This is a genomic window from Streptomyces sp. NBC_00988 (genome assembly GCF_045162645.1).
Taxonomy (GTDB): domain Bacteria; phylum Actinomycetota; class Actinomycetes; order Streptomycetales; family Streptomycetaceae; genus Streptomyces.
In genome coordinates, this window is sequence record NZ_CP108730.1 from 11,716,622 (window position 1) to 11,731,232 (window position 14,611).

Genomic DNA, 14,611 nt, shown 5'->3' on the forward strand with positions numbered 1-14,611 from the left:
GGGGAGGAAGTCAAGCGGTGACTGCTCCCGGGGCTGGTCCGTAGGTCTCGGGCCGCCGGTCGCGCAGGTGTCCCATCGACCGGCGGGCGGTCTCCAGGGCCTGTGCGACGTCGAGTTCGGCGACGGCGATGCCGGCCGTCACGCCCGTGTCGGCGAGGATCTCGCCGCCCGGGTCGACGACCTTGGCACTGCCCACGAAGCGTAGCGACCCGAACGTGCCCGCCTGGTTCGCGGACAGCCACACGATCTGGTTCTCCAGCGCGCGGGCCCGGTCGAACAGGTCGAAACGCCGCTTCCAGCGGTCCTGTTCGAGATCGGCGCTCGCGTTCGTGCGAGCGCCCGGCCAGGCCGACACGCACACCCCGATCTCGGCGCCGTCCAGTGCCAGGGCCCGCGCCGACTCCGGGAACGCCTTGTCGTAGCAGATCATCATCCCGAGCCGACCGACCGGTGTGTCGAAGGCGTGGAAACGGTCGCCCGAGGCGTAACTCGCATCTTCGCTGAGCGGCTGGTGGACCTTGCGGTGGTTGCCGAGGACGCCGTCGCCGGTGACGCAGACGACGCTGTTGTAGTGGGCGTCCCCGGCTGCCTCACAATATCCCGCCACGACCGTCAACTCCCCTGCCAGGGAGGCCAGTCGGCGGATTTCCGGGCCGTCGATGGCGAGCGCGGGCGGGCCCTCGTCCAGCTCGCTGTCGTCGTCCAGGCTCAGCAGATAGCCGCCCAGGCACGCCTCCGGGAGCGCGAGGAGTCGTACACCCTGCTCGTCGGCCTCCTTGATGAGCCGTTCGGCGATCGCGAAGTCCTCTTCCAGGTCGCGGCCGAACTCGGCGGCCACGGCCGCCATCCGCAGCGTGCTCATGCCGTCCCCATTCCGGTCACCGCGGAGGCGACCGCCTCGGTGATCTCTCCGTCGGGCCAGCGCAGCCCGACCCCTTGCCCAGTGGTCAACTCCCCGCATACGGCGCCCGTTGCGGGTCCGGCGGGCAGCGGGGGCGCGTCGGGTTCGTCGGCGGTGAGCATCGCGAAGCCCGGGAAGCAGGTCAGCCAGTCGCCCATCGAGGCGTTCGTCGGACGTGGCACTTCGGCCACGTCGAGCACCGCCCCGCAGCCGCTCGCCTCGGCGAGCATTCCCAGCGTGCCGGCGATCCCGGCCATCGACACGTCCTTCGCGGCGGCCGGTCGCGCGGCGGCCACCGCCCTTGTCATCGTGCGCAGTTCGTCCGTACGGCGGTGGGTGGTCGAGTCCCACTGGCGGCCCCGGTAGCCCGCGCGCCAGCCGCCGCCGAGGTCGGCCGTGAGTCGTACGGCGTGCCCTGGGCGTCCACCGCCACCGGGCACAGGTCGGTCGGTGCGGCCGAGCGCGGTCACCGACAGGGCGGCGGGGACGCCGAGTTGGGTGTGGCCGCCGAGTACCGGGACGCCGTAGGCCTGTGCCGCACGGGTCAGTCCGGCGAGGACCAGCGTGGCGTGCGCCGCATCGCGTGCGCCCAGCGCGTCCAGCAGCCCGACCGGTGAAGCACCCATCGCCGCAAGGTCGTTGACGTTCACCAGGACCGCGCACCAGCCCGCCCACTCCGGGTCCCGCTCGACCATCGACGGCACGATCGCGTCGCACGCGGCGATCACGTCGGTACCGGGGACGGGCGCGCCGTCGTCACCGACGAAGCCGGGCGGTGCGGGGAGTTCGGTGAGCAGTGGGCCCAACGCGGCTTTCGTGGCCGCGACTTGGGCCGCGATCCGTGTGATGGGCCGGCGCATCAGGACGTGTGGCGTACCGGCGACTTCCGTGGCCCGTACCGACTGCCAGCCGAGGCGGCGGAAGAGCACCTCGTTGCGGGCCTGTACGGTCGCGTCGAACCGCAGGACACCTTCCGCCTCGGCGCGTGCGCAGGCCGCCCGGACCAGTGCCGCGCCGATTCCGTGCGGGCCGCGTGCCTGCGGGGCGACGACGAGTCGACCGCCCTGCCACCAGCCGAGGTCCGGGCCGTCGTCGACCGGGCCCAGCCGCACCCCGCCGATGACCGTGCCGTCCGGGGCCCGGGTGACCAGGACGACGGTACGGGCGTCGGCGTCACGGTCGTCGAGGTCGTCGCCGGTGAAGAGCCCCTGTTCGTGGACGAAGGTCTCCGTGCGCAGCCGTCGGTAGGCGGCCAACTCGGCGTTGTCGGCGGCCTGTTCGATGTGGAACGCGGGGCGGCGGTCGAGTGTGCTCCGGTCGCCGAGCAGCGCCAGGATGTCGACCGGCCCGTCCGTCACGAGGGGTGCCGTGGAGCCGTCGAGGTACACGGCCATCACCCGCCCGCCGACTGCAGAACGCTGCACGCACCGCACGCCGCGCAGCCCGCCTTCTGGTCGGCGCCGCTCATCCCGGCGGCGCGAAGTTTCGCCGCGACACCCTCGGTGACGTACGTCAGGAGTTCGGCACTCGGTGCCGGGATGCCGTCGCGGGCGGCGAGCGTGCCGGCCATCGGGCGGAAGGGCACGACGAACGGGTATACCCCCCGGTCGATCAACTCGCCCGCACCCGCGATGAGTTCGTCCGGGTCCTCGCCGAGCCCGACGAGGAGATAGGTGGAGACGCGGTTCGGTCCGAAGACCCGTACCGCCTCGTCCCAGGCGGCCTCGTAGTCGGCCATGGGGACGGTCGACTTGCCCGGCATCCAGCGCCGCCGCACCTCCTCGTCGAGGGACTCGACATGGATGCCGATCGCGGTGGCGCCGGCGTCGTGCAGGGCGCGGATCCAGGCGAGGTCGCCGGGCGGTTCGCACTGCACCTGGATGGGGAGGCCCGGGACCGCTTCGAGGACGGCGCGCACGGAGCGGACGAGGTTGCGTGCGCCCCGGTCGGGGCCGGTCGTCGTGCCCGTGGTCATGACCATCTGCTTGACGCCGTCCAACCGCACCGCCGCTTCGGCGACTTCGGCGAGTTGCGCCGGGGTCTTGGCGGCGACCGCGGCGCCCGAGCGCAGGGACTCCTCGATGGTGCAGAAGCGGCAACGGTCGGACTCGGCGTAGCGGATGCAGGTCTGGACGACGGTGGTGGCGAGGACGTCGGCGCCGTGGAGGCGGGCGATGTGCTCGTAGGGGGTGCCGTCGGCGGTGGTGAGGTCGTAGAACTCGGGGCGGCGTACGGCGGTCAGGGCCAGGCCGGTGTCCTGGTCGCCGAGCCACACACTGCCGTCGCGTACGCGGTAGGGGCTGGCCGGGTTGGTGGGCAGTGCGGCGTTGGCACCGTCGACGAGGACGTGACCGTCGCCGCTCGGACCCGCGCCGTCGGGCCGCCGTACGGGGGCGTCCAACGCGACGCCGTGCAGGGCGAGTTCGGCGCGGGTCAGGATGCGCACATCCACCGCCGTACTCGTCGATTCGGTGCCAACGCTCACAGCGGCCCCCTTAGAGCTGGTAGGTGGAGTTGATGATGGCGCCCTTGCGCGCGTAGTGGATCAGCGCGTCCTGGACGTCGAGCGGGTGGGTCGGGATGACGCCCTCGATGAGGTCCTCCTCGCGGGCGCCGTGCAGGGAGAGGCCGAAGCGGCAGCAGAAGACCTTGCCGCCCTCGGCGATGAACGTCTTGAGCTGGTTGTTGATGTTGTGCTCGCCGGGGAACGCCGAGTTGCCGGTGGTCGGGAAGCCGCGCGTGGCAAGGCAGTTGAGGGAGCCGGGGCCGTAGAAGTAGATGGCCGTCTCGAAGCCCTTGCGCAGGGCGCGGGTCGCCTGGAGGACGGCGACGAAGGAGACCGACGACTCGTGGGCGATGCCGTGGACGAGCGTGAAGTACGTCTCGCCGTCCTCGGCCTTGTAGTCGGGGAACACCTTGGTGGCGCCGTAGATGCTGGTGCCGTCGGGGAGGGACGGGTGGGGGATCTCGTTGAGGGACTGCTGCTCGATCTCGCTGAGTTCGACGGTTTCGGACATGGCTGTCTCCTTGTGCGTGCCGGACTTGAGACTTGAGAGGGGAGTCGGTCAGTCGTAGAGCGTGGCGAACGTGTCCCGGAAGACCAGGTCGCCGAGTTCGCCGCCGCCGGTCGCTTCGGCGAGGCGGGCGTACTCGCCCGTGAAGTCGCCCCACGGCTGGTCGCTGGCGAAGAGCACCCGGTCGTGGCCGATACCGCGGCGCTCGATCTCCTGGGCCAGCCAGCGGGGAGTGAAACCGATGGCCCAGGAGAGGTCGGTGTAGACGTGCTTGCCGGCGGTGATCCAGTCGAAGAACCGGGAACCGGCGAGCTTGATGTGGCCGCTCATCCCGCCGCCGAAGTGCACGAGATGGACGGGGACCTGGTCGGCGTACCAGTCGACCAGGTGGCCGACCTCGTCGATGTCGGAGGCGGCGCCGGGGGAGGTGTGGACGTGCACCACCAGCCCGTGCCGGGCCGCCTCGGCGAAGATACGGTCCAGGTGGGGGCGGCAGGCCGGGTCGGTGGGGCGGCCGCCGAGCAGGAAGCTCAGCTTGAGCGCCTTCACGCCCCGCTCGCCCGCCAACTCCAGTGCCTGGGCTGTGCGTTGCTCGTCCTCGGGGCGTGGTGAGACCCACAGCCCTGCTCGGATACGGTCGTCGGTCTGGGCGGCCTCGATCGCCAACTCGTTGAAGGAGAAGGCGATCGCGGGGTCCGGGACGCCGTAGTTCGGGATGACCAGGGCGCGTTCGGTGCCCTCCGCGTCCAGGTCGGCGATCAGCTGCTTCACGGTGGCGCGGGCGGTGGTGTCGGGGTTGACCGGCGGGCCGCCGTAGAAGGGGTAGGCGGGGAGGACGCCGATGTGGCGGTGTGCGTCGTAGACCATGAGTGTCGTCCCGTTCCTCGTCCTTGTCCTCTTCTTCTCCTCTTCCTCTTCCTCCGCCTCAGCCGATCGGGAGGGCGGAGGCGAGGTCGGTGGGGGCGCCGGTGAGGGTGCCGCAGACGTCGGCCAGGCGGCGTGACGCCTCGATGTGGTTCGCCAGGAACTCCGCGTCCCTGCCCACCGCTTCGAAGCGTCCCGAGCCCCACGAGTGCTGCCAGGGCAGGCCGAGGAAGTACAGACCGGGGACGCTGGTGGCGCCGCGCCAGTGCATCGGGTAGCCACGGCCGTCGAAGACCGGTGCCTCTATCCAGCGGTGGTCGCGGCGGAACCCCGTGGACCAGACGACGGACGTGATGTCGGCCTGGTTCAGGTCGAGTTCGCGCGGCTGGTCGTCCGGCTCCCACACGGGTACGTAGCGGGGTTCGTCCGGTGCCGCGATGCCCTGGGCGGTGATGTGGGCGTCGATGGCGTCCTTGATGCCCTCCGCCACGGCGTCCGCGTGGTCGAGGTTCACCTTGAGGTCGTCGGCGAACTCCAGTGCCGTACCGCTGACTTCGGTGAGTCGGCCGTACAGCCGCATGCCGTCGCGGGCGAAGGCGCGCAGGTCGATGTCGCGGCCTCCGTCGCGTCCGGTGACGTAGTGGTTGACGCGCATCCGGACCGCGCCGGCGTCGCCGAAGTCGTCGATGCTCTTCGCGTAGTGGCCCATCTCGTCGAGCCAGGCCACACAGTCCCGGCCGCGGTAGAAGCGGGCGACGCGCGGGGCGCTGCCGACGGCGAGGTGGACCTGGCGTCCGGCGAGGTGCAGGTCCTCGGCTATCTGGCAGCCGGACTGGCCGGTGCCGACCACCAGGACGGTGCCCGGGGGGAGTTGGGCCGCGTTGCGGTAGCGGGAGGAGTGGACCTGGGTGAGGGAGGCGGGCAGGCGCTGGGCCATCGGCGGGAGGGAGGGGGTGTGGTAAGGGCCGGTCGCTATGACGACTTGGTCGGCGCTGAAGTCCCCTTCCGTCGTGGCGAGTTCGAAGACTCCGCTCGGGGAGCGGCGCAGCCTGGTGACCGTCACGCCCTCGACGAGCGGTGGGCGGAAGTGGGCGACGTAGCCCTCCAGGTACCGCACGATGTCGTCGCGGACCATGAAACCGTCGGGATCGTCGCCTTGGTAGGGGTAACCGGGCAGCCTGCACTGCCAGTTGGGGGTCACCAGACAGAAGGAGTCCCAGCGCCGCTCGCGCCACTCGTGTCCCACCCGGTGGGCCTCGACGACCACGTGGTCGATACCGCGTTCGCGGAGCTCGTGGCTGACGGACAGTCCCGCCTGGCCGCCGCCCACCACGGCCACCGAGTAGTGCGCGCCGGCCAGCCGCACGGCCGGGCTCATCGGGGGCTCCCGTCGGCGCCGGTGAGGGCCTCGACCGTGACCTTGGCGCCGCTGGCATCGCCGTACGAGGCGGCTTGCCGTTCTATCCGGGCGAGTTGGTCGGAGGCGCCGGTGCAGAAGAAGCCGAACTTCTCCCGTACCCGCTCCCCGGCGATACCGAGTGCCGTACGGCTGCGCTCGACGAATTCGGTGAGCTCGTATTCGGCTCCCGGGGTGAAGTAGTCCTCGACTATCGTGGAGGGTGAATAGCAGCGCTGGGTCAGTCCGTCGGGCCAGCGCACATCGAAATACATCTCGGGCATGACATCCTCCATGCCGCGCGCCGAGGTCTTGCCACCTCGCCGCTCTCCATGGCGACCAACTTCAGCCCTGCGGATTTCCGAACGAAGTCATCGGGAACAAAGGGGAGTTGCGAAAACCTCACCGCGACTCGGGGGCGGTGTCAGCTATTCGTCACCGCCCGTTGAGGTCTCGGCAGACGGCCAATGGGCGAGCGAGATCATCCCCATCACCCGGCGTATCAGGTAGAAGGCCAGCGGCAGTTCGACGAACAGTGCCAATGCCGCCGACCACCAGACCTCCGGCGTGCCGAAGGCGAGGGACACGTCGAACCACGCGTCGCAGATCAGCAGTACCGACGTGGTGAGCGCCGCCAGGATGACGGCGCGGTTCCGTCGCCAGCCGAGCAGCGCGGTGGACGCCATCGCGACCACGAGCAGGACGTCGAAGCCGACCCAGGTCAGGCGCCACTGGTGGACCTCGTATCCGGACGGCAGTGTCACCGCCAGCAGGACCGTCCACGGGATCAGTCCCACGGCGCAGACGGTCAGCAGCTCCAGGGTGTGGCGCCGGTGCCGGCGTACCCGCTCCAGCACGTCGGGCGTCGGAGAGGGGGCCTCGACCCGGTTGCGGGTGTCGGCGTTTATCGCGTCGCTCACCTCGACTGCTCCGTTCTCAGACGTCCGATGGTGATCCAGCAGGGCAACGCCTCCTTCGGCGTCGTTTCTTCCCGAGGGCGGCGGGTGCGGATTCCACGCCTCCGGATCGCCGCAAATCGGGTGTTTCTCTCCAATGGCGGAGGAAGGGAGCGGCGGACTAGACTCGCGCAACCAACGATCCGGGGAAGGTCCGGCATGCGACGGTGGGCGGAATTCGTTCTTCGGCATCGCAAGGCGGTGGTGGCGTTCTGGGGTCTGGTGCTGGTCGCCGGCATCCTGCTGGCCGGTCGCACCACGGACCGGCTGACGATCGACTTCTCCCTGCCCGGCCAGCCCGGCACCGTGACCGCGCACAAGATCGAGGACGCCTTCGGCAGTGGCGGCGACACCAATCCCTATCTGGTGGCGGTCACCCTGCCGGCCGGGCAGACGATCACCGGTCACGAGACGGACGTCGGGAAGGTGTTCACGGCCGTCGGCACGGCGGTACCGGGTGTGCGGGTGATCGACGAGGCGAACACCGGGGACAAGGCCTTCCGGACGAAGGACGACCGCACCGCCTACGCGCTGGTGTTCTACCGGTTCAACCCGTCGCCCAGCCAGAAGCCGCTGACCGATCCGATCCGCGCGGCGGCCGAGCAGGCCAGGCCGGCGGGCGCGGCGATCGGCGTGACCGGCGAGGACCCCCTGGCCTCCGGCGGCGACGACGGGGGCGGACCCGGAGTGCTCGGCGAGACACTCCTCGGTGCCGTCGGCGCACTCGCCGTCCTCGCCTTCGTGTTCGCCTCCTTCCTCGCCCTGCTGCCGCTGCTCGTGGCCGCGGTGTCGATCCTCGCGACCTTCGTGATGCTCCTGCCGCTCACGTATGCCACCGACGTGTCGTTCATCGTGCAGTTCCTGGTCGCCCTGATCGGCCTGGGCGTGGCGATCGACTACTCGCTGCTGTTCGTCACCCGCTGGCGCGAGGAGCGCGACCGCGGCCGGGACAACCACGAGGCGGTCGTGGTCGCGATGCAGCACGCCGGACACGCGATCGTGTTCAGCGGCGTCACGGTCGCCATCGGCCTGCTCTCCCTGGTCGTCCTGCCCGTCCCGTTCCTGCGCAGCATGGGCTACGGCGGCGCGCTCATCCCGCTCGCGAGCGTGCTGACGACGCTCACCCTGACCCCCGCGATCCTGGGCGGCATCGGGCCGAAGGTCGACTGGCCCAAGATCCGGCACGAGAACCGGGCGAGCCGGTTCTGGAGCCGCTGGACCGCCGCCGTCGTACGGCGCCGCTGGATCGCGGCCGCCGCCGCGCTGGCCGCCCTCGCGGCCCTGGTCGGCGTCTTCCTCGGCATCAAGATCGGCCTCGCCTCCTCGGAGTCGCTGGCCAAGAACGGCCCGGCCTACGACACCCTGCAGACCCTGGAGCGGGGCGGCGTCCCGACCGGCGCCCTGACCCCGATGGAGGTCCTGGTCAGTACCGACCGGGCGAAACCTGTCGCCGCCGAGCTGGCCAAGGTCGACGGTGTGACCAGCGTGCTCGTGCCGACCGGGCCCGCGGGCAACCGGGGCGGACAGAGCATCGTCGTCGTGATCCCGGACACCGAGACGGTGAACTCGAAGAGCGTCGACGTGGTCCGACGGGTCAAGACCGCCACCGAGCACCTGCCCGGGGTCGTCGGTGTCGCCGGCGTCGGCGCGGCACAGATCGACTTCCTGCACGCCGTCTACGGCAACTTCCCGCTGATGCTCACGATCATCGCGCTGCTGACGTACGTCCTGCTCGTGCGCGCCTTCCGCTCGCTGCTGCTGCCGTTGAAGGCGGTGCTGCTCAACCTGATCTCGCTGGCGGCGACACTGGGCCTGATGGTGCTCTTCTGGCAGGACGGCCACGGCTCGAACACGCTTTTCGGCATCGCCGCGACCGGGGCCGTCACGTTCTGGATCCCGATCATGATCTTCGCGTTCCTGTTCGGACTGTCCATGGACTACGAGGTGTTCATCCTCTCCCGCATCCGGGAGGAGTACGACGCCGGCCTCTCCACCGACGACGCGGTCGTCGAGGGCATCGGCCGCACCGGCCGACTCGTCACCAGCGCCGCACTCATCCTCTTCCTCGCCTTCGCCGCACTGGCCTCGGGACCGGGCACCGATCTCAAGACGCTGGCGACCGGCCTGGGCATCGGCATCCTGCTCGACGCGACCATCGTGCGGATGCTGCTCGTTCCCTCCCTCGTCTCCCTGTTCGGCGGCTGGAACTGGCACCTGCCCGCCTGGGCGGCCCGCCCACTGCGGGTACAGCCGTCCTCACCGCACCCGGAACCCTCCGCGCCTGAGCCGACGCCACCCGCCGACTAGGCCTTCGCCCAGGGCCCCCTGCCGAAGCGGAACGGCGTGAGTGCCTCGGGGCGGCGACCGGTGCGCACGTACTCGGCGAGCCGGTGCCCGGTGACGGGCCCCAGGGTGACGCCGAGCATGCCGTGCCCGGTCGCCGCGAACGCGTTGTCGTGCCCGGGGACGCGGTCGATGACCGGAAGCCCGTCGGGGAGGAAGGGCCGGCCGCCCACCCAGGGGTCGCGGATGAGGCTCACCAGGTCGTCGGGGTCGTCGAACCAACGGCCGAGATAGTGCCGGCTGGCGAGCGCGACGGCGACGATGCGGCGCCAGTCGAGGCGGTTGTTGTTGCCGCTCAGCTCCATCGTGCCGCCGATGCGCGTAGTGGGGCCGATCGGCGAGGCGACGGCCCTGCGCTCGCCGAAGTACAGCGTGTGCCGGGGCGCCGGATCCAGGTCGACCGAGAAGCTGTAGCCCTTCCCCGCCTGGAGCGGCAGGGGATGGCCGAGCGAGCCGAGCAGGTCCGAGGAGCGCATGCCCGCCGCGATGACGAGGGACGAACACGGGATCTCACCGGTCGCGGTGCGCAGCGCGGTGACCCGGCCGCCCTCGGTGCGGAACCCGGTGGCCTCCGTGTTCTCGTGGATCTTCACCCCGGACGCGGTGAGGGCCTCGCCCAGGGCGCGGGCGAACGCCTCCGGATCGACCACGCCCTCGCCCTCGACCAGATAGGCGGCGCGGACGCGGTCGGACAGCGCCGGGTCGAGCAGGCGGGCCGCGTCGCCCGTGACCACGTCGTCCGGCATCGGATAGCGGCCGTGCGCCATCTGCCGCTGGACGGCGAGGTGATGGCGGGCCTCGGCGGGGGAGAGGAACGCGTGCACCATGCCCGGCCGGGTCAGACCGGTCTCGACCCCGGCCGCGCGCAACCCGTCGAAGAGGTCGAACGTGGTGCGGTTCAGCTCGACGATCGCCGTGTAGCCGCGCCGGAACGCGGCCGGTGTGCTGCTGCGCCAGAACCGCCACAGCCACCGTACGAACGCCGGATCGGGCAGCGGCCGTAGATACAGGGGCGAGTCCGGGCGCCCCAGGGAGCGGAGCGCGTAGCGCACCACGCCGGGGGCCGGGATCGGTGTCGAATGGCTGAGGCAGACCCAGCCCGCGTTGCCCCGGGACGCCCCGGAACCCAGGGCGCGCCGCTCCACGACCTCCACCTCCAGGCCGGCCTCGGCCAGGTAGTAGGCCGTGCACAGGCCCACGACACCGCCGCCGACCACGACGACCGGACCGCCGTGCCCGGTCATGACGTCGATCCGTAGGAGGCGAGGAACTCGCGGGTGCGGGCCTGTTCCGGGTGGTCGATGACCTGGTGGGGACGGCCCTCCTCCACGATCCGGCCGCCGTCGACGAAGACGACGTGGTCGGACACCTCTCGGGCGAAGGGGAGTTCATGGGTGACCAGCAGCATCGTCATGCCGTCCGCGGCCAGTTCGCGCATCACGCCGAGCACCTCGCGGGTGGCCTCCGGGTCGAGGGAGGAGGTGGGTTCGTCGAAGAGCAGCACCTCGGGCCGGAGCGCCAACGCGCGGGCGATGGCGACGCGTTGCTGCTCACCGCCGGAGAGCCGGTCGGGCAGGGCGAGGCCGCGGTGGGCCACCCCGACCCGGCGCAGCAGACTGACGGCCCGCTCCAGGGCCTCCGACTCCGGTACGCCGGCCTTGCGTTGGGCGACCACGATGTTCTCCACGGCCGTCAGATGCGGGAAGAGGTTGAAACGCTGGAAGACCATGCCGACCGTGCGGCGCAGTCCGGGCAGGTCCCGGCAGACGATGCGGCCGTCGCGGTGCACGACCTCCCCGGCGACCTCGACCGTGCCCCGGTCGGGGCGCTCCAGCAGGTTCACGCAGCGCATCAGCGTCGTCTTGCCGCCGCCGCTCTGCCCGATGACGCTGACGATCCGGCCGCGGTCGACCTCAAGACTCACGTCGTCGAGCACGAGCCGGCCGTCGAAGGACTTGCTCAGCCCCTCGATCCGAACGATCGCTTCCGCAGGGGCAGTTGGGGCGGTCTTCGCCGTGGTGACGGGCTCGGTCATACGGCAGACTCCTTCAGGTTGGCCCCCGTGCCGAGCTCGGCGGCGAGCAGCGCCCGCGCCGTACGCACCCGGCGCCGTCGCCAGGGGGACAGCGGGACGCCCGCGCGCACCTTGCGCTCCAGCAGCAGAAGGAGTTGGGAGAGCGGATAGCACAGGGCGAAGTAGATGGCCGAGATGACCAGGTACACCTCCAGCGCCCGGAAGGTGGCGGACGTGATGAGCCGTCCCTCCGACATCAACTCGGCGGCGGACACGGTGACCAGGAGCGAGGTGGACTTCAACAGGTCGACCAGCATGGTGTTGGTACCGGCCAGCGCCTGCCGGACCGCCTGCGGCAGCACGATGTGGACGAAGATGCCCACCCGGCCCAGCCCCAGCGCCTCACCGGCCTCGGTCTGCCCGTCGTGCACCCCGCTGATCGCGGACCGGAAGATCTCGGACAGATAGGCGGCGTAGAAAACGACGAGACTCAGACACCCGGCAGTGAACACGTCCAGCCGGACACCGGCCGAGGCCAGACCGAAGTAGGTCAGGAAGATGATGGCGAGGAGCGGGACGTTCTTGAAGATCTCCGTGTAGACGGCGGCGACGGCCCGCGCGGGCCACGCCTTGCTGAGCCGGAGCAGCGCCACGACCAGGCCCAGCACGACCGCGCCGGTGAAGCTGACCACCGTGTACGAGACCGTGCGCCAGAGCGCGTCGATCAGGTCCGACCGGTAGTCGGACCAGGGGACTTGGAAGAGACCCGACATGTCAGTTCCTCACTTCCCGATGGACGGCGGTGTCCAGTCGCCCGACCGGTCCACACCGCGTCGGGCGGCGGCGACATCGGCGGCGGGCTTCAGGAACTGCTCGGGATCGCCGCCGTACTTCTTGACGAGCTTCGCCAACTCGCCGTTCTTGTACATGGCGTCGATCTGCGCGGAGATCGCCCGCTCCAACTTGCCTGCCTTCTTGGGGAGATAGAAACCCGTCTGGTACGGCTCGAAGTACTGGAGGGCCGGCTTCGCCTTCACCTCGGCGGCGGTCGGCGGGGTCAGGTACTCGGTGGCGATCTTCAGGTCCGGACGCTGCTTCTGCGCCGCGATGATGATCAGCGGGTCCAGGAAGCCGACGTCGATCCGGCCGGCGCCGAGGTCGTCGAACACCCCGTTGGCGTCCGGGTAGGCGTGCAGTTTCGCCCCGGGTACGGCCTGGATCGACTTGACCCAGACATAGCCGTCGACCGTGCCGAGGCTGCGGCCCTTGAGGTCGGCGACCGTCTTGTACGTCTTGCCGCTGCGGACGGCCATCGCCGGGGGCGAGTAGTACGGCGGGTCGGTGAACAGCCCCTGTTTCTGCCGGTCCGCGGACCAGGCGACACCGCCGACTGTGATGTCGACGCGGCGGGACTGGACCCCGGCGAGCATGCCGGCGAAGTCCGTGACCTGGGGCTTGATCTCCAGGCCCAGCTTCTTGGCCACGTAGGTGAGGATGTCGCCGTCCAGCCCGACGATCTTCCCGCCCTGCTCGGTGGTGTAGGGCGCGTACGGCTGGACGGCCACCTTGAGGACGCCGGGCGTGAGCGTGCCCAGGGCGGCGGTCTTCGCGGAGACGTTCTTCGGGGCGTCGTCGCTCCCGGAACCACAGGCGGCGACGGTGGACAACATCAGCGTCGCGGACAACGCGACGGCGAGCGAGCGCACACGGATCATCGGCACGGGCCTTCCGTATCGGCACTGAGGGATCGGCACTGAAGGGACCCGCCGTTCACCGCGCTGTGCCCTCGGCGGGAAGTGATTGGGCCCATACGCTAGGCATCAGCCGACCGTGCGTCATCGTCCACTTCGTACGAAGTTGTGGCCGGATTCGCGCGGTCCGCTGTACGGTGCGTCCAATCCGGCTCGCCCGCGACGGGAGGAATCCCCGTGCTCAGCCCGTCACTCGCCCAGGAGATCGCCGGGGACACCTCCGCCGTCATCGGCTTCAACGTGCTGATCACGGACGCGGAGGGCATCGTCATCGGCAGCGGAGACAGCAGCCGCGTCGGCAGCTTCCACGAGGCGTCCGTCGATGTCGTCCGTACGAAGGAACCAGCCACGCACAGCGCCTCCCAGGCGCAGCAACTGCGCGGCGTACGCCCCGGGATGACCCTCCCGCTGATCACCAACGGGCAGGCCGTGGGCACGGTCGGCATCACCGGCACACCCGCCCAGGTCCGCCGTTTCGGACTCCTCGTCAAACGCCAGACGGAGATCCTGCTCCGGGAGTCCGTGATGCTGCGCTCCCGGCTGCTCGCCGAACGGGCCGCCGAGAAACTCCTCGCCGACATCGCGTCCTACGACCCCCAGGTCGTCGAGGGCGACTTCCTCGTGTTCCGTGCCGCCGAACTCGGCTTCGACCTGCGTCTACGACGGGTCGCCGTCGCCTTCGAGGTGAGCGTGCCCCACCCCGCGCCCCGCCGCCAGGGCGGCACCCAGAGCCGGGACATGGCCCTGGTCCGCTCCGAACTGCTGCGCACCGTGGGGGAGATCTTCGCCGACCCCCAGGACATCGTCGCCTCCACCGCGCCCGGGTGGATCGGAGTCCTGCACCGGCTCCCCACCGGATGCTCCACGACCTCCCTCGTCGCCGACTGCCGACGGGTCACCGATCTCATCGCGGCCCAGGACGGGCTCGTCGCCCGCGCCGGTATCGGTGAGCCCGCCACCTCCGTCGGCGGCCTGCACGACTCCTACCAGGACGCGTGCGACGCGCTGCGACTCGGTGCCCGGTTCGCCGAGGCCGCACCCGTCCACCTGATCACCGACCTACGGGTCCACCAGGTGGTGACGGCGGTGAGCCAGGCGGCCCGCAACCGCCTGCTGGACCTCACCGCCACCGAACTGCGCGCTCAGCCGGACTGGCCGGCCCTCCGCGACACGGTGACCGCCTGGTGCGAGAGCGGGTTCAACCTCGTCCGTACCGCCGAGGCCCTGCACATCCACCGGAACACCGTCGTCTACCGGATGAACAAGATCGAGCAGATCACCGGCCGCTCCCTGCGGGAGTACCGGACGGCCATGGCCCTCTATCTGGCGTGCCTGGCCGACCGGTTGGGTGGTGGAACGGGCCGCTGAGCGC

The 14,611-nt window shown here is 70.6% G+C and carries 14 protein-coding genes; 2 read left to right on the forward strand and 12 right to left on the reverse strand.

Annotation, left to right across the window (positions count from 1 at the left end; genetic code table 11):
• Positions 1-10: 10 nt before the first annotated feature.
• The 8 genes from OG496_RS52750 to OG496_RS52785 all read right to left on the reverse strand — a co-directional run bounded on the left by OG496_RS52750 (position 11) and on the right by OG496_RS52785 (position 7,095).
• Positions 11-862, reverse strand: a complete 852-nt coding sequence (locus tag OG496_RS52750; RefSeq protein ID WP_405976126.1) for a carbon-nitrogen hydrolase family protein — start codon at positions 860-862, stop codon at positions 11-13.
• Entirely contained in the window at positions 859-2,325 is a 1,467-nt protein-coding gene (locus tag OG496_RS52755) for an MSMEG_0567/sll0787 family protein (protein ID WP_405976127.1), read from the reverse strand. The genes OG496_RS52750 and OG496_RS52755 overlap by 4 nt, the downstream gene beginning before the upstream one ends.
• Positions 2,295-3,386: an MSMEG_0568 family radical SAM protein gene (locus OG496_RS52760; protein WP_405976128.1), complete on the reverse strand. Its 1,092-nt coding sequence runs from the start codon at positions 3,384-3,386 to the stop codon at positions 2,295-2,297. Before OG496_RS52760 ends, OG496_RS52755 begins: the two co-directional genes overlap by 31 nt.
• Positions 3,387-3,396: 10 nt before the next feature.
• Entirely contained in the window at positions 3,397-3,918 is a 522-nt protein-coding gene (locus OG496_RS52765) for an MSMEG_0572/Sll0783 family nitrogen starvation response protein (RefSeq protein WP_033279770.1), read from the reverse strand.
• Positions 3,919-3,966: 48 nt separating this feature from the next.
• Positions 3,967-4,782, reverse strand: a complete 816-nt coding sequence (locus OG496_RS52770) for an amidohydrolase family protein (RefSeq protein WP_366495874.1) — start codon at positions 4,780-4,782, stop codon at positions 3,967-3,969.
• 58 nt (positions 4,783-4,840) lie between these two features.
• The gene (locus OG496_RS52775; protein WP_405976129.1) at positions 4,841-6,157 is read right to left on the reverse strand and encodes an MSMEG_0569 family flavin-dependent oxidoreductase; all 1,317 of its coding nucleotides are present in this window, start codon (positions 6,155-6,157) and stop codon (positions 4,841-4,843) included.
• Complete coding sequence (locus OG496_RS52780; RefSeq protein ID WP_399391105.1) at positions 6,154-6,459, reverse strand: MSMEG_0570 family nitrogen starvation response protein; 306 nt, start codon at positions 6,457-6,459, stop codon at positions 6,154-6,156. Before OG496_RS52780 ends, OG496_RS52775 begins: the two co-directional genes overlap by 4 nt.
• 144 nt (positions 6,460-6,603) lie before the next feature.
• The gene (locus OG496_RS52785; protein WP_366495871.1) at positions 6,604-7,095 is read right to left on the reverse strand and encodes a hypothetical protein; all 492 of its coding nucleotides are present in this window, start codon (positions 7,093-7,095) and stop codon (positions 6,604-6,606) included.
• 195 nt (positions 7,096-7,290) lie between these two features.
• Between OG496_RS52785 and OG496_RS52790 the strand changes: the two genes are divergently transcribed.
• The gene (locus OG496_RS52790; protein WP_405976130.1) at positions 7,291-9,438 is read left to right on the forward strand and encodes an MMPL family transporter; all 2,148 of its coding nucleotides are present in this window, start codon (positions 7,291-7,293) and stop codon (positions 9,436-9,438) included.
• On the opposite strand, the gene OG496_RS52795 is transcribed toward OG496_RS52790, so the two are convergent.
• From OG496_RS52795 to OG496_RS52810, 4 genes are read right to left on the reverse strand one after another with little or no spacing between them, the layout of a single operon-like run.
• Entirely contained in the window at positions 9,435-10,718 is a 1,284-nt protein-coding gene (locus OG496_RS52795) for an NAD(P)/FAD-dependent oxidoreductase (protein WP_405976131.1), read from the reverse strand. The genes OG496_RS52790 and OG496_RS52795 overlap by 4 nt on opposite strands.
• Positions 10,715-11,509, reverse strand: coding sequence for an amino acid ABC transporter ATP-binding protein (locus OG496_RS52800; protein WP_405976132.1), 795 nt, complete (start codon positions 11,507-11,509; stop codon positions 10,715-10,717). The genes OG496_RS52795 and OG496_RS52800 overlap by 4 nt, the downstream gene beginning before the upstream one ends.
• Positions 11,506-12,261, reverse strand: coding sequence for an amino acid ABC transporter permease (locus OG496_RS52805; RefSeq protein WP_405976133.1), 756 nt, complete (start codon positions 12,259-12,261; stop codon positions 11,506-11,508). The genes OG496_RS52800 and OG496_RS52805 overlap by 4 nt, the downstream gene beginning before the upstream one ends.
• Positions 12,262-12,270: 9 nt before the next feature.
• A complete protein-coding gene (locus OG496_RS52810; protein ID WP_405976873.1) occupies positions 12,271-13,203 on the reverse strand; it encodes a substrate-binding periplasmic protein in 933 nt (310 codons plus the stop codon).
• A gap of 213 nt (positions 13,204-13,416) precedes the next feature.
• Between OG496_RS52810 and OG496_RS52815 the strand changes: the two genes are divergently transcribed.
• Positions 13,417-14,607 carry a sugar diacid recognition domain-containing protein gene (locus OG496_RS52815; RefSeq protein WP_366495866.1) on the forward strand — a complete coding sequence of 397 codons (1,191 nt, stop codon included), beginning with the start codon at positions 13,417-13,419 and terminating at the stop codon, positions 14,605-14,607.
• The last annotated feature ends 4 nt before the right edge of the window (positions 14,608-14,611 follow it).